We start from the raw sequence: 17,363 nt of genomic DNA on the forward strand, positions 1-17,363 counted from the left end.
CAGTTTCCCAATCCGTTACATCAAACGTTGGTAGAGATCACGGTAGGCTTGTGCCGCCACCTGCCAGCTAAAGTCCATACCCATCGCCTGGCGCTGAACGTAACGCCAGAGTGACGGACGGGACCACAATACAAACGCGCGCCGGATAGCCCGAAGCAGCGACCAGGCATTGGCGTCTTCAAAACTGAATCCGCTGGCGATACCGTCGGCCAGGTTCTCTAACGAACTGTCGTTGACGGTATCGGCCAGGCCACCCGTGCGGCGCACTAAAGGCAACGTACCATACTTCAGGCCATAAAGTTGTGTCAGACCACAGGGCTCAAAGCGACTTGGCACCACGATCACATCCGCCCCGCCGACAATGCGGTGAGAGAACGCCTCGTGATAGCCAATCTGCACACCAACGCTGCCCGGATGCTCTGCTGCCGCGGCCAGGAAGCCCTGCTGCAGCTCGGCATCGCCCTGTCCCAGCAGCACCAGCTGACCGCCCTGCGCCAGCAGGCCGGGCAGCGCCTCCAGCACCAGGTCCAGCCCTTTCTGTTTGGTCAGACGGCTGATAACGCAGAACACCGGCGCTTTGTCATCGACCTTGAGACCCATCGCCACCTGCAGCTGACGTTTGTTTTCAGCCTTTGCTTCCAGCGTGTCGCGGTTGTAGCGCGCGCTGAGCAGCAGGTCGTGCGCCGGGTCCCAGATAGAGGGATCGACCCCGTTAAGGATCCCGCTCAGACGCCCTTCCCGCATCCGCTGTGCCAGCAGGGTCTCCATGCCGTAGCCATATTCTGCCGAGGTAATCTCATGGGCATAGGTCGGGCTGACCGCCGTCACATGGTCGGCGTAGAAGAGTCCCGCTTTCAGGAAGGAGATCTGGCCGTAAAACTCCAGCCCATGCATGTTAAAGAACGACCACGGCAGGCCAATCTGGTCCATGTGGTGCGCCGAGAACAGCCCCTGATAGGCCAGGTTATGCACGGTAAAGACCGATTTGGCCGGACGACCGCGCGTTTCCAGATAGGCGCAGGTCAGGCCGGCATGCCAGTCGTGAGCATGCACGATATCGGGACGCCACATGGAATCCATGCCGCACGCCAGTTCACAGCCGACCCAGCCCAGCAGCGCAAAGCGCAGGTAGTTGTCGACATAGGCAAACTGCGACTCGTCATGATAGGGACTGCCGGGACGGTCGTAGAGATCAGGCGCATCGATTAAGTAGATGCCCACACCGTTAAATTCACCAAAAAGCAGACGCATATGACCGGCAAATGTCTCTCGCTCTGTCACTACCTGGAGATCAGGTATGCCTTTGCGCAATGCGGGAAAAGCGGGCAACAGTACCCGCGTATCCGTACCACCCGCAATCTGCGCCTGAGGTAATGCCCCGACTACATCAGCCAGTCCGCCCGTTTTCAGCAGCGGGAAAAGTTCTGAACAGACATGTAAAACCTGCATCCTCGACCTCATTAAGTTATCCGGCACGCTCCGCGTGCCGATTGCGTAAGTTCCGCTTATCGCTTACAGCCCCGCTTTGGCCAGTCTGGCCAGCATGGCGCGGGTAACCAGCACGATTCCTTCATCCGAACGGTGAAACCGACGACTGTCTTCATCAGGGTTTTCGCCAATGACCATGCCTTCCGGCAACTCGCAGGCGCGATCGATCACGCAGCGACGCAGACGACAGGAACGGCCAACAACCACATCAGGCAGCAGTACGGTTGAATCAATATTGCAAAATGAGTTCACGCGAACCCGGGGGAACAGGACAGAATTGACCACCACCGACCCGGAGATGATGCAGCCACCCGACACCAGCGAATTCATGGTCATCCCGTGACTGCCGGAACGATCCTGAACAAATTTGGCGGGCGGCAGCGGCTCCATATGGGTACGGATCGGCCAGGTAACGTCATACATATCGAGCTCTGGCATCACAGAGGCCAGGTCGAGATTGGCGCGCCAGTAGGCTTCCAGCGTGCCGACATCGCGCCAGTAAGGCGGCGCGTTGTCATCATTCTGCACGCAGGAGAGCGCAAAGGAGTGCGCGTAGCCTTCACCGCTGGCTACGATTTTCGGCAGGATATCTTTGCCGAAATCGTGGTTGGAGCCTGGCGTCTGCAGATCCTCTTCCAGCAGTTCATAGAGATAATCCGCGTTGAACACGTAGATCCCCATGCTGGCGAGCGACTGCGTGTCATCACCTGGCATGGTGGGCGGCTTCGCGGGTTTTTCCACGAAGTCGATCACCATGTTCTCTTCATCCACCGCCATCACGCCAAAGGCGGTGGCTTCATGCACCGGTACGGGCAGACAGGCGATGGTACATTTCGCTTCGTTCACCACATGGTCCAGCAGCATGCGGGAGTAATCCATCTTATAAATGTGGTCCCCGGCGAGGATCACGATGTACTGCGCCTGATAGCGGCGAATCACATCAAGGTTTTGCGTCACCGCATCTGCCGTGCCGCGATACCACTGTTCGGTCGAAAAACGCTGCTGCGCTGGCAGCAAATCGACAAATTCATTCATCTCTTCGTTGAAGATCGACCAGCCGCGCTGGATATGCTGAGTCAGGGTGTGAGACTGATATTGCGTAATCACGCCAATCCGTCGGATACCGGAGTTGACGCAGTTGGAGAGGGCAAAGTCGATAATGCGGAATTTGCCGCCGAAATGCACCGCCGGTTTGGCACGCTTGGCCGTTAAATCGACCAGTCGTGTGCCGCGTCCGCCGGCGAGGATCAGAGCAACCGTCTGTGTAGGGAGCTGGCGAGCCAGCATCAGGTGATCTGTTCTATCTAACTTAACCATGTCTGACTCCTTATGATTGCTTTTGGAACACGCACACGCCGTGTGCGGGACCATGCCAGACAGTTAGCAGGATGGGGTTGTCGTCCCCGGCGAAAGGAGGAAGGGCACGCCATTCTCCGTCTGGTAACACGATGTCATTCACCTTATCCGTGGCGTTTATTGTTATTAACCAGCGGCCGGACAGCAGGATCTGCAATCTGTGCATCCCCTGCGCCCATTCATCGTGTTGCAGTGGCTGGCCACCGGCATTGAGCCACTGCACATTGCCGTCACCGTCCTGCCACCAGCGGTCTGCAGTCAGCGCCGGAATGCGCTGACGCAGACGAATCAGTGCGGCGGTAAATCCGACTAATCCCTTCTCATCCGCCCGCCAGTCAAGCCAGCTCAGGGCGTTGTCCTGACAGTAGGCGTTGTTATTGCCACGCTGCGTATGGCCACGTTCGTCGCCCGCCAGCAGCATGGGTGTGCCCTGCGACAGCAGCAGCGTGGTCAGCAATGCCCGCACGCTGCGGCGACGCCGCTCAACCACGTCATACGTGACGTTCAGCCCCTCTTTGCCGTGGTTGTGGCTGTAGTTATCGCCGTGACCATCGCGGTTATCTTCCCCGTTCGCTTCGTTGTGTTTGCGTTCGAAGCTCACCACGTCCCAGAGCGTAAAACCGTCATGGGCGGTAATCAGGTTAACCGTCGCGTGCGGCGCCCGGTCATCGTGCTGGTAGAGATCGCTTGAGGCAGCAAAGCGGCGGGCAAACTCGCCGTTACTTAATGCGCCGTGCAACCAGTAACGACGTGCGGTGTCACGAAACTGATCGTTCCATTCGGCAAACGGCGGCGGAAAACGGCCTGCCTGATAGCCGTCAGGACCGATGTCCCAGGGTTCGGCTATCAGCTTGACCTGAGAGAGCAGCGGACAGGCGCGAATCGCGGCAAAAAAGGGCGCATCGCGCTGGTAATCAGGTGTGCGGCCCAGTACCGGGGCCAGGTCGAAGCGGAAACCGTCGACATGGCAGACCCTGACCCAGTAGCGCAGCGCCTCTAACGTCCACGCCATCACCTGCGGATGGTGGATGTTCAGCGTGTTGCCGCAGCCGGTCCAGTTCTGATAACCGCCCTGCTCATCCAGCCAGTAGTAGCTGGCGTTATCTATGCCCCGCATGGAGAGGGTCGGGCCAATCTCATCCAGTTCGGCGGTGTGGTTAAACACCACATCCAGCACCACTTCGATGCCCGCAGCGTGCAGGTTTTTCACCGCCTGCTGAAACTCCTGCAACGGCGTTACCCCCGGCTGGCCGGAGCCGTAACGGGGGTCAACGGCCCAGAGCGCAAAGGGGTTGTAACCCCAGTAGTTGCTGAGGCCGAGCTGCAGCAGCCGCGGTTCGCTGGCGAAATGCGCCACCGGCAGCAGCTCCAGGGTGGTAATCCCGAGCTGACGCAGGTAATCCACCATAACAGGATGACCCAGCGCCGCGTAAGTCCCGCGCAGCGTTTCCGGAATTTCCGGATGCAGCAGCGTCAGACCGCGAACGTGGGCCTCATAGATAATCGTATTGCCCCACGGGATGCGTGGCGCGACATCGTCCTGCCAGTCAAAGTCTTCCGCAACGACCCGTGACTTCGGCGCAATCGCCGCATTGTCATGCGGGTCGGGCTGCGTGTCACCGCCATAAAACAGCGGATCGTCCGGTACATCGCCCTCAACCGCACGAGCGCAGGGATCGACCAGCAGCTTCGCCGGATTAAAGCGGTGCCCCTGCGCCGGTGCCCAGGGGCCATGCACCCGATAGCCGTAGCGTTGTCCGGGCTTGAGTGCCGGAATGTATCCATGCCAGATATCCCCACTGCGGCCAGGCAGGTCAAAGCGCACTTCTGCGCCCTCTTCATCAAACAGGCAGAGCTCTACGCGCCCGGCGTGCTGGGAAAAGAGGGTGAAGTTAACGCCTTTGCCATCGTAACTGGCACCCAGCGGTTCGGGATCGCCGGCAGTGATGATCATTCCGCCTCCCGCACCAGCCAGACCGTTGCCAGCGGCGGCAGATTAAGGCTCAGCGACTGTGGTCGCCCGTGGCTGTGCTGCTCATCGGTATGCACCCGGTGAATGCGCACATCGCTGCCGTGATATTCATGCTGATCGGTGTTCAGCACTTCACGCCAGTAGCCAGGCTGGTTTACGCCAAGGCGATAGCCCGGACGCGGCACCGGCGTAAAGTTACTGATCACAATGATTTCGTTACCTTCACGGTCACGGCGCACAAAGGCGAAGACCGAGTGCTCCGCATCATCCACGACCAGCCACTCAAAGCCTGCCGGATCGAAGTCGAGCTGATGCAGCGGCGTGTAGTGCTGATAGGTGTGGTTGAGGTCGCGCACCAGACGCTGAACACCGTGATGCCAGTTGTCATCGCCTTCCAGCAGATGCCAGTCCAGGCTGACGTCATGGTTCCATTCGCGGCCCTGCGCAAATTCGTTGCCCATAAACAGCAGTTTCTTGCCGGGGAAGCCCCACATCCAGCCGTAATAGGCGCGCAGGTTGGCGAACTTCTGCCAGGCGTCGCCCGGCATCCGATCGAGAATCGAACGCTTGCCGTGCACCACTTCGTCATGCGACAGCGGTAGCACAAAGTTTTCGGTGTAGTTGTACATCATGCCGAAGCTCATCAGGTTGTGATGGTGCTTGCGGTAGATGGGATCGACCTGCATGTAGTCGAGGGTGTCGTGCATCCAGCCCAGATTCCATTTGAACCAGAAGCCCAGCCCGCCGCCTTCGGTGGGACGCGTCACGCCAGGGTAGTCGGTTGACTCCTCCGCCATCGTGACCGAACCGGGTGCTACGGTGCCGAGCGTGCGGTTGGTGTAGCGCAGGAATTCGATCGCCTCGAGATTCTCGCGGCCACCATACTGGTTCGGCACCCATTCGCCTTCGTTGCGGCTGTAGTCGCGATAGATCATCGACGCCACCGCATCCACGCGCAGGCCATCGATCCCAAAGCGTTCTGTCCAGTAAAGTGCATTGCCTGACAGGTAGTTACTCACTTCCCGGCGGCCAAAGTTGTAGATCAGGGTATTCCAGTCCTGATGGAACCCTTCGCGCGGATCGCTGTGCTCATAGAGCTGGGTGCCATCAAACCGCGCCAGACCAAAGTCATCGCTGGGGAAATGGCCCGGCACCCAGTCGAGCAGCACGTTCAGGCCCGCTTCGTGGGCGCTGTCGATAAAAGCGCGGAACTCATCACGGGTGCCGAAGCGGCGGGTCGGCGCATACATGCCCAGCGGCTGATAGCCCCAGCTGCCGTCAAACGGATGTTCGTTGATGGGCAGCAGTTCGATATGGGTAAAGCCCATCTCTTTAACGTAGGGGACCAGCTGTTCAGCCAGCTCTTTGTAGCTCAGCCAGAAGTTGTTGTCGGTGTGACGACGCCAGGAGCCGAGGTGCACTTCATAGATGGAAATGGGCGCGTCAAAACCATTGGCGGCTTTACGCTCCTCTTTCATCTCAACCGGCTCTGGCAGGCCGCAGATCATCGATGCGCTCTCCGGACGCATCTGCGCTTCGAACGCATAGGGGTCCGCCTTGATACGCAGTTCGCCATTCGCATCGATAATTTCATATTTGTAGAGCTGGCCGTTGACGGCACCCGGCACAAAGAGTTCCCAGATCCCCAGCTCCTGACGCAGACGCATCGGATGACGGCGGCCATCCCAGAAGTTGAAGTCGCCGACCACCGAGACGCGACGGGCGTTGGGTGCCCAGACGCAGAAACGGGTGCCGGTGACGCCATCGATCACGTCGCCATGTGCGCCCAGTGTTTCATAAGGACGCAGATGCGTACCTTCCGCCAGCAGCCACAGGTCCATCTCCTGCAGCAGCGGGCCGAAACGATAGGCGTCGTCCACCAGGTTCTGCTGGCCGTGCCAGTTGACCGCCAGCTGATAGCGGAACGGATTTTTACGGCGTGGAATGACGCCACTGAAGAAGCCGCGCGCATCCTCACACGCCAGCTGAGCCAGTTTGCGCCCGGTAGAGGTTTCAATGACCCAAACTTCGAGCGCTTCGGGGAGCAGCGCCCTGACTTCAAGACCCTGCTGAGTTCGGTGCATCCCTAGTAACGAAAAAGGGTCAGCATAATTACCCGCAAACAGGGCATTGATCGCCTCGCGATCGGGAAGCTCTGACATGACTTTCTTCCTGTGATAATTGGCAGCCGAAATGAACGCAACATAGCCTGTGGCGCTTCATCTGCGCTGCTCTTCATTGAGCCATACGTACGACGGCAAAAGGAGTCAGGCCATTCCATGGAAAAGGGTTTTGCCGTGTACCACAACATTTAGTCCAAAAAGCAAAAGCGTTACCTGTGGCACATCATGGTTAAATCATAGCTTGGTCCCGGCAGTTGCCATGGACTTAAGCAAAATATTCTTTGTCGATCGGCAAAAAACGGAAGCCGATCACTGAGTAAGCGAAACGGCAGGTTATTTCGCATACGGTAAAGACAAAAAAGGCCGGATAAATCCGGCCCTTGAAGAAATTTAACTCAGTCGATTAACAACCGCAGCATACGACGTAACGGTTCGGCTGCGCCCCACAACAGCTGGTCGCCCACCGTGAAGGCGGAGAGATATTCCGGCCCCATATTCAGTTTGCGCAAGCGGCCAACCGGCGTGGTCAGCGTGCCGGTGACGGCGGCGGGTGTCAGCTCACGCATGGTCAGCTCACGGTCATTCGGCACTACTTTGACCCACTCATTGTGTGACGCCAGCAGCTGTTCAATTTCCGCCAGCGGCAGGTCACGTTTCAGTTTCAGCGTGAAGGCCTGGCTGTGGCAGCGCAGCGCGCCGACGCGCACGCATAATCCGTCAACCGGGATGATGTCGGTGGTGGCGAGGATCTTGTTAGTCTCCGCCTGACCTTTCCACTCTTCGCGGCTCTGGCCATTCTCCAGCTGTTTGTCGATCCACGGGATCAGGCTGCCAGCCAGCGGCACACCGAAGTTATCGGTCGGCAGCGTGCCGGAACGGGTGAAGTCGGTGACGCTACGCTCGATATCAAGAATGGCGGAAGCCGGATTCTGCAGCGCAGGCGCAACGTGGTCGTGCAGCATGCCCATCTGGGTCAGCAGTTCGCGCATGTGGCGCGCGCCGCCGCCAGAAGCGGCCTGATAGGTGGCGACCGAGGCCCACTCCACCAGGTTATGCGCAAACAGGCCACCCAGCGACATCAGCATCAGGCTGACGGTGCAGTTCCCGCCGACAAAGGTCCTGATGCCCTGGTCGATGCCCTGGCGGATCACAGCATGGTTGACCGGGTCCAGGATGATAATAGCGTCTTCTTTCATGCGCAGCGTGGAGGCCGCATCAATCCAGTAGCCCTGCCAGCCGCTTTCGCGCAGTTTTGGGTAAACGTCGCTGGTGTAGTCGCCGCCCTGGCAGGTAATAATGATATCCAGTGCACGCAGTGCCTCGATATCAAATGCATCCTGCAGGGTGCCCTGCTGCTTACCGGCAAAGGCGGGAGCCGCCTGACCGTGCTGCGACGTTGAGAAGAAGACCGGATTGATTGCATCAAAATCGCGCTCTTCGCTCATGCGGGACATCAGCACAGAGCCGACCATACCGCGCCAACCAACAAAACCTACATTCTTCATGTCGTGTCCGTCTCAGGCAGTTTTACACCTGCTTTTCATTTCAGAGGAGAGAGCGGCATGCTATTTTCACGCCGCTCTGCGTAATAATAAGATTTACCTGTCTCTGCTCACTCTACAAAATGCAGAGCGGGTAGCAAGTGAATTAATTCGATTACGCTAACTTTTTCAGCAGTGTAACTAATAACCCCGCTTTTTCGCGAACAACTGGGTGCCAGACCGATGACTGAAATGATTTCAGCGACAATATTATTGTTGTTAATTATGGATCCGCTGGGCAATCTGCCGATTTTTATGTCGGTTTTAAAGCATCTGGAGCCGAAACGGCGGCGAGTAGTGCTGATCCGCGAAATGCTGATCGCCCTGATTATCATGCTGCTGTTCCTGTTTACCGGTGAACGCATCCTGGCGTTTCTGAATCTGCGCACCGAAACGGTGTCGATTTCCGGCGGCATCATCCTGTTTCTGATCGCCATCAAGATGATTTTCCCCTCGGCCGAAAGCAGCAGTTCTGGCTTACCGGCGGGTGAAGAGCCTTTCCTGGTGCCGCTGGCGATTCCGCTGGTCGCCGGGCCGTCGCTGCTGGCAACGCTGATGCTGCTGTCGCATCAGTATCCGAATCAGATGTCGCATCTGGTGGGCGCGCTGCTGATCGCCTGGGGCGTAACGGTCGCTATTCTGCTGATGTCAGGTCTGTTCCTGCGTCTGCTGGGCGATAAGGGTGTGAATGCGCTGGAACGTCTGATGGGCTTGATACTGATTATGCTGGCAACCCAGATGTTCCTGGACGGCATCCGGGCCTATCTGAAGTTATAAGCGCACCTTTGTCCTTTTGAACTGACAAGCATGCAGCCACATCAATTCAGCCTGTTTATCACAAAGTTACGACATTGAAATGAACAATAATATTAATGTAATGTTGTAAAAAAGGAGATTGCTATGGCGGGTAGTATCGAAAATTATGCCGGGACAGGCGTCTTTATTATCGTTGAGCGGCTTTATAGCAGGGATGCACCGAACTGGCACGGTGTTGGCGCCTCCATGATGCAGATTCACAAAATGGTTTACCAACTTTATCATAAACAAGATGTTTATCTGGAAGGCGCAAAGATCGAACCCGACAGCGCGACGGTCTGGCAGCGTTTAAAAATCCTGTTTGGCGCGGATTTGGTACAGAAAAATGCAGCCGATAGCAGTACCTGCTTTTCTCTCGATTATGCAGGTTCCCGCTTTGTCACTACGCCTTTCTCAGGCGTCAACTCAAAAAAAATCCCGGAATTTTTGACCAGAGAATATACCCTGCCTGGCCGAAACGTGCTGGCCTTTGGCAGCGATCCCTTCCCGCATGTCGGCCTTTATGGCCGTGCAGATGCACGCTTTGTGATGGCGGAGGGCGGTAAAGGTGACCCGACCGCCGCCGCGAAATACGATGCAAAAAGTAAACAGCTGGTGATGGTGGACCCCGGAAAAGAGCTGCCGCAGCTGATGCAGCGGCTGAAAACCCGGAGGGAAATGCAATGAGGTTGTTATTACCCTTTTTCTTTGGCGCGCTCTATCTGATAACAGGTTATCTCTCCCTTCAGGAAGTCCTGGAGTATGCCAGCAGCGGCCATTCAGGGGTGATCACAGATATGCGCAGTTATCTGGTTGCCCCGCTACTCTGCGCGTTACTCTGGCTACTGGTTTATCTGGTAGCCTGGTGGGGTTTCAGAAAAATAGCCACCCTGTCCGTGGCTAAAGAAACAACCTTTCAGTCGCTATTTTTTCTGGCAAATATACTCTGTTTAGCTGGCCTGACCGTTTTATCCGTCCCGGGCCAGAAAGCGGCGTTAAATGACGTGCAACTGATGCAAGTTGACGTCACTGATTTTGCCTGGATTTACTTGCTTGCCGCCGCCATCACGCTGGTTTTTTTTGCTCTGATAAGAAGAAAATGGGCATGAACAGTCTGCCGCAGATGATCAAAAGCTGTCTGCTGCGCACGTTTAACTATGAAGGGCGTGAAGAAAGGACGAGCTATTTTATTTTCCTGCTGTTTCAGCTGGTCTGGTTCTGCAGTTATCTGCAATGGTTTACCGGGCCAGAGCATGAAATAGGCTTAATCGCGCTGCTGCTGTTTATTTTGCCTCTATTTTCCTGCGGGGTGAGAAGAATAAATGACGCTGGCTATTCACGCGGCGTCATTGTCCTTTTGGTAGTAGCACCTTATCTGCTGTTCCCTTTTTTAATCTTCCCCCGCTCGCGGTAAAGAACCTGACGGGCAGATAGCCCGTCAGACTGGTCAGGAAAGCAATTCAAAAGCAATCATCCCGATGACCGCCCCCACAGTGCCGAGAATGGTCTCCATCAGCGTCCAGGTCTTCAGCGTTTCCGCTTCGCTGGCCCCGGTAAAGCGGCCAAAGAGCCAGAAACCGGCATCGTTGACGTGGCTGATAATGATAGATCCCCCGCCGATACAGATCGACAGCGCCGCCAGCTGGGCACCGCTGTAGTGCAGCGGTTCAATCACCGGCATGATCAGCCCGACCGTGGTCAGACAGGCGACCGTCGCCGATCCCTGAATAACCCGCACCGCACCCGACAGGATAAAGCAGGCCAGCGCGATCGGCAGGCCCGCGCCGGTCAGCGCATTGCCCAGTACCGGACCCACGCCAGAGTCCACCAGCACCTGCTTAAACACGCCGCCTGCTCCAATCACCAGCAGGATAATCCCGGCGGGCTGCAGTGCACTGCCGCATACCTGCATCACCCGCTCTTTATCCATGCCCTGACGATAGGCCAGGCCATAGATGGCCACCAGCAGCGCCAGCAGAATAGCGGTGAAAGGATGGCCGATAAATTCCAGCCACTCATACAGCGTGGTGCCTTCGGTCGTGAAGCGTGCGCCAATGGTTTTCAGCCCCACCAGCACCAGCGGGAACAGAATCAGTGAGAGGCTGAAGCCAAACGACGGCAGCTTGCTCTCATCAACATCGGGTTGATGATCTTCCGGCGGCGCGCTGAAGGTGACATGTTTGCCGATGAAGTTGCCAAACAGCGGCCCGGCAATCAGCATACCGGGGATAGCTGCGCAGAGCCCCAGCAGGATCATCCAGCCAAAGTCCGCGTGCATCTGTGATGCCAGCAGCATCGGGGCCGGTCCGGGCAACAGAAACGCCGCCGCAGCCGCCACACCGGCAAACAGTGGGATGACCAGCTTCACCAGATTGCCCCCCGTGCGCCGCGCCACCGCAAACGCGATGCTGATCAGCAGCACGACGGCCACCTCAAAGAAGAGCGGCAGCGCGCAGATCAATCCGGCAATGCCCATCGCATAGTGCGCACGGCTCTGCCCAAAGGTTTTCAGCATCCGGATAGCGATCTGATCCACCGCGCCGGTTTCATGCAGGATTTTGCCGAACATCGCACCCAGCGCCACCACGATAGCAAGGAAGCCGAGCGTGCCGCCCATCCCCTTCTGCATGGTTTCAGCAATTTTATTGAGGGGCATGCCGGAGAACAGCCCGGCACCGATGGAGACTAACATCAGCGCGACAAAGGCGTGCATACGCGCCTTCATCACCAGAAAAAGCAGCAGCAGGACAGAGCCTGCTGCGGTCAGAACAAGTGTTGCGGTATTCATCTCTAACCCTGGCTGATTGCGTCCCGGATCGTCGCAACTGTCGCCGCCACAACCTCGTCCAGTGAATGGGTGATATCCACGACCAGCACATCCTGCTCGTCGCTGCCCGGCTCTTCCAGCGTGGCAAACTGCGTCACCAGCATCTGCGGCTTAAAGAAGTGGCCCTTACGCGCTTTCAGACGGGCTTCGATGGTGTCGAAATCGCCTTTCAGGTAGATGAAACGCAGGTTGTCATTTCCCTGACGCAGAATGTCGCGATAACTCTTCTTCAGGGCTGAACAGACAATCACGGAGATCGCCTGAGTACGCTGCATCGCAAAAGCGGCATCGTTCAGCGCCTGCAGCCACGGCTGGCGATCATTGTCATCCAGCGGATGACCATCGGCCATCTTCATGATGTTGGCGCGGGGATGGAGAAAATCACCGTCAAGAAAGGCTGTGTTCAGCTGGTGAGAAACCTGGTTGGCGACGGCAGACTTTCCGCTGCCTGAAACGCCCATCAGGATAAAAACGTGATGCGACGGGGATTGCGTAGTCATTTTTCTGCTCCGGCAGGTGAGAATTTGCCAATGTTACCGATAACAATGTCATTTCTCATTCTCCTGGCCGCTTAACAGCCTGGCAACCTTTTTACCGGGAAAAGCGTGAAAGTGTGAGCTGACTCATAAAAACATCACAATCAGATGCTGCCACCTTCACTGATCTCAAAGCCGACATCGTGCAGCCGGTTATCGCTGCTCTCACCGGCGATCCGCGCCAGCAGCAGCGCCGCCGCTTCGCGCCCCATCCGGTCGCGCGGCGTCAGCACGGTGGCGAGCTGAGGCGTCACGACCTGACTGATATCATGGCCGTGAAAGCCGGCAATCGCCATCTGTGAAGGCACCTGTAATCCCTGACGCTGGCACTCAAACATCGCGCCGACCGCCAGGTCGTCATTGGTACAGAACAGGCTGTCCGTTTCAGGATAGAGACGCTGCGCCTCTCGCAGCAGATCGCCACCGGCACTGAAGGAGGAGGCATCCTCCATCATCACGCTGCGTGGCGTCAGTCCCGCTTCGCGCATCGCGATTTCATATCCGCGCTGCTTCTGCAGCGTACGTTCATCCAGACGCGCGCCGAGGTAGACCGTGTAGCGATGACCTTTGCCGAGGATGGCCCGCGTCATCTGCCGCGCGGCCTCGACGTTGTCAAAGCCCACGGCCATATCCAGACAGGGCGTCACGCTGTCCATCACCTCAATCACCGGAATCCCGGCCACCTCCAGCATCCGCAGCGTGCCCGGCGTATGGGTACGTTCGGTGAGGATGACGCCATCAATGTTCCAGCCCAGCAGCGAGCGCAGCTGCAGCTCCTCCTTTTGCGGGTTGTAGCCAAAGTGGGCGACCAGGGTCTGATAGTTGGCTTCGTCAGTGACGGCTTCGATGCCGCGCAGCACGTCGGCAAACACCTGGTTGGTGAGAGAGGGCAGCAGCACGCCGATGGCGCGGCTGGTGGCGTTAGAAAGCATATCGGGGGCGCGATTGGGGATGTAGCCCAGCTCATCCAGCGCCACCGCGATCTTATCCCGCAGGGCAACGGAGACCTGCTCAGGATTGCGCAGGTAGCGGCTGACGGTCATTTTTGTAATGCCGACGCGATCGGCAACGTCCTGTAATACCGGTCTTTTCTTCTTCATCGTAGCGCCTGAGATCGCCCTGAAAGCTAAAGTACGATGAGTCTATCACTTTTTTGTCACAACATTGCCAACCGGGCGCGACAAGGCGCGCCCGTCATCGGCTTAAACCGGTGGCAAATCAAACAGCAGAACTTCTGCTGCGGAGCTGGCTTCGAGAGTCAGCGCGCTTTCGTCCCAGATAGCCAGCGCGTCGCTGGTGGTGACCGGATGACCGTTAACGGTCACGTCCCCTTTCACGACCTGGATCCAGATCCGGCGGCCCGTCTCAATCGCGACGTTATCCTGTTCACCCGCTGACAGCACCCAGCGCGACAGCGTCATATCCTGATAGACCTTCAGCGATCCGTCACGCGCATCCGGGCTGAGCACCAGCTGGCGACCCTGCACATCCGGGAAGCGGCGCTGGTCATAGCGCGGCTCGATGCCGTTGCGCTCAGGCATGATCCAGATCTGATAAAGGTGCAGCGGTTCGCTTTCGCTGGCGTTGTACTCGGAGTGACGCACGCCGGTGCCGGCGCTCATAATCTGGAACTCACCCGCCGGGATCTGCTCTTTGTTACCCATGCTGTCCTGATGCTCAACCGTACCGGAGAGTACGTAGGTCAGGATCTCCATATCTTTATGGGGATGAGTACCAAACCCCTGACCGCCATCGATCACATCTTCGTTGATGACCCGCAGCGCGGAGAAGCCCATAAAGTTGGCGTCGTAGTAGCTGGCAAAAGAGAAAGTGTGCCAGCTATCCAGCCAGCCATGGTTTGCGTGACCGCGTTCTTCAGCTTTACGTACATAGATCATGTTCAAATCTCCTCAATGTTTTTTGTAGTGTGTTCCTGAGGGGGTCAGATTGATAGCTGAAAAACTTCACTCCTCTGTTCAAAATAGTTGAATAAGGAATAGGCAGTGGCTGAAAAGCACTGAAGGAGAGCAGCCAAAAAAAAGCCAGCTCGCGGCTGGCTAAAAATACTGGAAGCAATGTGAGCAATGTCGTGCTTTCTCAGGCTGTCATGCGACATCCCGCGAATGCATGGCAATAATAATCATTATCATTCTCGTCTGTAAAGCCTTTTCCGATCATTCCTGCTTGATTAACCGGATGATTTCCATGATGTTTAAAAGGTTTCTGCCGATTAGAGGAGCGCTCATGGAAATCACTGTCCGCCACGTTATGCCCGACGATGCCGCTGCGCTGCACCGGATCTACAGCCAGCCCGATACGCAGGCCAGCACACTCCATCTTCCCCATTCGTCGCTTCAGATGTGGCAGAGTCGTCTCGCCGCCCCACAGCCCAATGCGCATCTGCTGGTCGCCTGCATCGGTGAGGAGATCGTGGGTCAGTGTGCGCTGCAGGTGGAAGAGCGCGCCAGACGCCGCCATGTCGCCTCCCTGGGGATGGGCGTGGATGCGCGTTACCGGCAGCGCGGCGTGGGCACCACGCTGATGCGTGAAATGGTTGCGCTGTGCGACGACTGGCTTCAGGTGCGCCGGATGGAGCTGACGGTGTTTGTCGACAATGGCCCGGCCATCGCGCTTTATCAGCGTTTTGGCTTTGAGATTGAGGGAACGGCGAAGGGCTTTGCGATGCGGCACGGCGAGCTGATTGATGCACACTATATGGCGCGGGTTAAGGCCTGACGGCTGAAAGCAGCAGAGGCACCGGCGTGCCCCTGCTGCGGATACTCCCTGTCAGTTAGCGTCCGGGCTCAGTAGCCGGCGCTCAGATCATCAACGCTGCGCGGATCGGAGGCACCATACAGCATACCGTCCGGCCCGATCATGATGCTCTGGGTGCTGCCCATCGACGGCAGTACCTTCACATGCTGACCTTTATTCTCCAGCAGGCGCAGCGTGTCCGGACTGAAGCCCTTCTCAACGCGCAGCTGATCCGGCAACCACTGATGATGGAAGCGCGGCGCATTGGTGGCTTCGGCCACGTTCATGCCGAAATCGATGCTGTTGACCACCATCTGCAACACCGTGGTGATAATGCGGCTGCCGCCAGGACTGCCGGTAACCAGCCAGGTTTTTCCGCCTTTGGCGACGATGGTTGGCGACATGGAGGAGAGCGGCCGTTTCGCCGGCTGCACGGCGTTCGCTTCGCCGCCCACCAGCCCGTAGACATTCGGCGTGCCCGGCTTGGCGGAGAAGTCATCCATCTCGTTGTTCATCAGGATGCCGCTGTTGCCCGCCACAATCCCGCTGCCAAAATAGGTGTTAAGCGTATAAGTGACCGCGACCGCGTTACCCTGCTTATCCACCACCGAGAAATGGGTAGTCTGATTACTCTCATAAGGTTCCAGCTTGCCCGGTTTGATCTCGCTGGAAGGGCGCGCCTTCGCCACGTCGATCTGCTGCGCCAGCGTTTTCGCATAGGCCTTGCTGGTCAGCGCCTGCCAGGGCACCTTCACGAAATCGGGATCGCCGAGGTATTCCGAGCGATCGGCATAGGCATATTTTTCTGCTTCTGCCATCACCTGCATGGCGTCGGCGCTGCCGAAGCCCATCTTCGCCAGATCGAAGTTCTCCAGGATATTCAGGATCTGCACGATGTGAATTCCACCGGATGAGGGCGGTGGCATGGAGAAGACTTCATAGCCCCGGTAGGTGCCGCTGACAGGCGTTCGTTCGACCGCCCGGTAGGCCGCCAGATCCGCTTTGCTGATCAGGCCGCCATGCTGCGCCATCTCTCCGGCGATCTCATCGGCGATCTCTCCCTTGTAGAACGCATCCGGCCCCTGACGGGCGATAAGCTGCAGGCTGTGCGCCAGTTTTTTCTGAACCAGCCGATCGCCCTTCTGCCACGGCGTACCGTCCGGCTTATAGAAGATCGCCTTGCTGTTGGGATGAGTAATCAGGACCTCTTTGCCGTAGGTTTTGAGATCATCTGCCAGCGCGTCGTTGACCGGAATGCCTTCACGCGCCAGTTTGATCGCCGGGGCCAGCAGGGTGCTCAGCGGCAGTGTGCCATATTTCTGTGCGGCCAGCGCCAGTCCGGCAACGGTGCCGGGCGTCCCGGAAGCGAGGTGTGAAGTCAGCGACAGTTTGCTGTCGGCGTTGCCCTGCTTGTCCAGGAACATATCGCGCGACGCGTGTCCCGGTGCCATTTCACGAAAATCGATGGCGGTGGCGCGGCCTGAGGCCGTGCGCAGCAGCATAAAGCCCCCGCCGCCCAGGTTGCCCGCCTGCGGATGGGTTACGGCCAGCGCAAAGCCCACGGCGACGGCGGCATCGACCGCATTGCCGCCCTGGCGCAGGATCTCTACGCCCACCCGGGTCGCCATCGCATCCACCGACGCGACCATGCCGTGCTGCGCCTTCACCGGATGAAACGTATCGCTGTCCACCCCGTAAGAGACCGGCGGAGCCTGCACTGCCGCAGCCTGAGCGCCAGCCACCACGGTCATGCTCATCACCAGCGACCAGCTCAGCTGACGCACCCTTTTCTGCATTTTCATCCTGCCACCATCCTGTGTTGTTATTTACATTTTTTTATCATTTCTGCAAGTGCCTACAAATACAGCAAAATAACCGGGGTTAAGTCAAATCCGGAATACATCTGAAAGTAAGGTCTGTGATATCGGGTAAACTTATGGCTGCGACCCCGATGTCGGTGTGCGGTATTGC

At 57.6% G+C, this 17,363-nt stretch carries 15 protein-coding genes; 5 read left to right on the plus strand and 10 right to left on the minus strand.

All coding sequences use genetic code 11. From position 1 onward, the window contains the following. Positions 1 to 15 precede the first annotated feature (15 nt). From glgA to asd, 5 genes are all read right to left on the minus strand, one after another. Positions 16 to 1,449, minus strand: coding sequence for a glycogen synthase GlgA (glgA, locus tag ACR6AS_RS18330; RefSeq protein ID WP_367395888.1), 1,434 nt, complete (start codon positions 1,447 to 1,449; stop codon positions 16 to 18). 63 nt (positions 1,450 to 1,512) lie between these two features. After that, a complete protein-coding gene (gene glgC, locus ACR6AS_RS18335; protein WP_111140383.1) occupies positions 1,513 to 2,805 on the minus strand; it encodes a glucose-1-phosphate adenylyltransferase in 1,293 nt (430 codons plus the stop codon). Positions 2,806 to 2,815: 10 nt separating this feature from the next. After that, entirely contained in the window at positions 2,816 to 4,798 is a 1,983-nt protein-coding gene (gene glgX, locus ACR6AS_RS18340; RefSeq protein ID WP_293773329.1) for a glycogen debranching protein GlgX, read from the minus strand. Then, complete coding sequence (gene glgB / locus ACR6AS_RS18345; RefSeq protein WP_111140385.1) at positions 4,795 to 6,978, minus strand: 1,4-alpha-glucan branching enzyme; 2,184 nt, start codon at positions 6,976 to 6,978, stop codon at positions 4,795 to 4,797. The genes glgX and glgB overlap by 4 nt, the downstream gene beginning before the upstream one ends. Positions 6,979 to 7,334: 356 nt before the next feature. Next, positions 7,335 to 8,444, minus strand: a complete 1,110-nt coding sequence (gene asd, locus ACR6AS_RS18350; protein ID WP_293773325.1) for an aspartate-semialdehyde dehydrogenase — start codon at positions 8,442 to 8,444, stop codon at positions 7,335 to 7,337. A gap of 219 nt (positions 8,445 to 8,663) precedes the next feature. Between asd and ACR6AS_RS18355 the strand changes: the two genes are divergently transcribed. The 4 genes from ACR6AS_RS18355 (at position 8,664) to ACR6AS_RS18370 (ending at position 10,689) form a co-directional block, all read left to right on the plus strand. Next, on the plus strand, positions 8,664 to 9,257 hold the full coding sequence (locus ACR6AS_RS18355; RefSeq protein WP_111140387.1) for a YhgN family NAAT transporter: 594 nt from the start codon (positions 8,664 to 8,666) through the stop codon (positions 9,255 to 9,257). A gap of 123 nt (positions 9,258 to 9,380) precedes the next feature. Then, positions 9,381 to 9,962: a hypothetical protein gene (locus ACR6AS_RS18360; RefSeq protein WP_111140388.1), complete on the plus strand. Its 582-nt coding sequence runs from the start codon at positions 9,381 to 9,383 to the stop codon at positions 9,960 to 9,962. Further along, positions 9,959 to 10,384: a hypothetical protein gene (locus ACR6AS_RS18365; protein ID WP_111140389.1), complete on the plus strand. Its 426-nt coding sequence runs from the start codon at positions 9,959 to 9,961 to the stop codon at positions 10,382 to 10,384. The genes ACR6AS_RS18360 and ACR6AS_RS18365 overlap by 4 nt, the downstream gene beginning before the upstream one ends. Further along, positions 10,381 to 10,689: a DUF805 domain-containing protein gene (locus tag ACR6AS_RS18370; RefSeq protein ID WP_233498989.1), complete on the plus strand. Its 309-nt coding sequence runs from the start codon at positions 10,381 to 10,383 to the stop codon at positions 10,687 to 10,689. Before ACR6AS_RS18365 ends, ACR6AS_RS18370 begins: the two co-directional genes overlap by 4 nt. A gap of 33 nt (positions 10,690 to 10,722) precedes the next feature. Here ACR6AS_RS18370 and gntU read toward each other — a convergent pair whose 3' ends face one another. From gntU to ACR6AS_RS18390, 4 genes are all read right to left on the minus strand, one after another. Next, positions 10,723 to 12,063, minus strand: a complete 1,341-nt coding sequence (gntU, locus tag ACR6AS_RS18375; RefSeq protein WP_111140391.1) for a gluconate transporter — start codon at positions 12,061 to 12,063, stop codon at positions 10,723 to 10,725. A 2-nt stretch (positions 12,064 to 12,065) separates the two neighbouring features. Then, positions 12,066 to 12,602, minus strand: a complete 537-nt coding sequence (gene gntK / locus ACR6AS_RS18380; protein ID WP_111140392.1) for a gluconokinase — start codon at positions 12,600 to 12,602, stop codon at positions 12,066 to 12,068. A gap of 140 nt (positions 12,603 to 12,742) precedes the next feature. Beyond that, complete coding sequence (gntR, locus tag ACR6AS_RS18385) at positions 12,743 to 13,738, minus strand: gluconate operon transcriptional repressor GntR (RefSeq protein ID WP_293773308.1); 996 nt, start codon at positions 13,736 to 13,738, stop codon at positions 12,743 to 12,745. A gap of 102 nt (positions 13,739 to 13,840) precedes the next feature. Next, positions 13,841 to 14,536, minus strand: coding sequence for a pirin family protein (locus tag ACR6AS_RS18390; RefSeq protein WP_111140394.1), 696 nt, complete (start codon positions 14,534 to 14,536; stop codon positions 13,841 to 13,843). A gap of 346 nt (positions 14,537 to 14,882) precedes the next feature. Here ACR6AS_RS18390 and ACR6AS_RS18395 point away from each other — a divergent pair, with 346 nt between their 5' ends. Then, the gene (locus ACR6AS_RS18395) at positions 14,883 to 15,374 is read left to right on the plus strand and encodes a GNAT family N-acetyltransferase (RefSeq protein WP_367395890.1); all 492 of its coding nucleotides are present in this window, start codon (positions 14,883 to 14,885) and stop codon (positions 15,372 to 15,374) included. 68 nt (positions 15,375 to 15,442) lie between these two features. On the opposite strand, the gene ggt is transcribed toward ACR6AS_RS18395, so the two are convergent. Then, the gene (gene ggt / locus ACR6AS_RS18400; RefSeq protein ID WP_434163417.1) at positions 15,443 to 17,194 is read right to left on the minus strand and encodes a gamma-glutamyltransferase; all 1,752 of its coding nucleotides are present in this window, start codon (positions 17,192 to 17,194) and stop codon (positions 15,443 to 15,445) included. Positions 17,195 to 17,363: the final 169 nt, after the last annotated feature.

Origin of the sequence: Pantoea phosphatilytica (assembly GCF_051025615.1) — a bacterium.
In the GTDB taxonomy this organism is placed as follows: domain Bacteria; phylum Pseudomonadota; class Gammaproteobacteria; order Enterobacterales; family Enterobacteriaceae; genus Pantoea.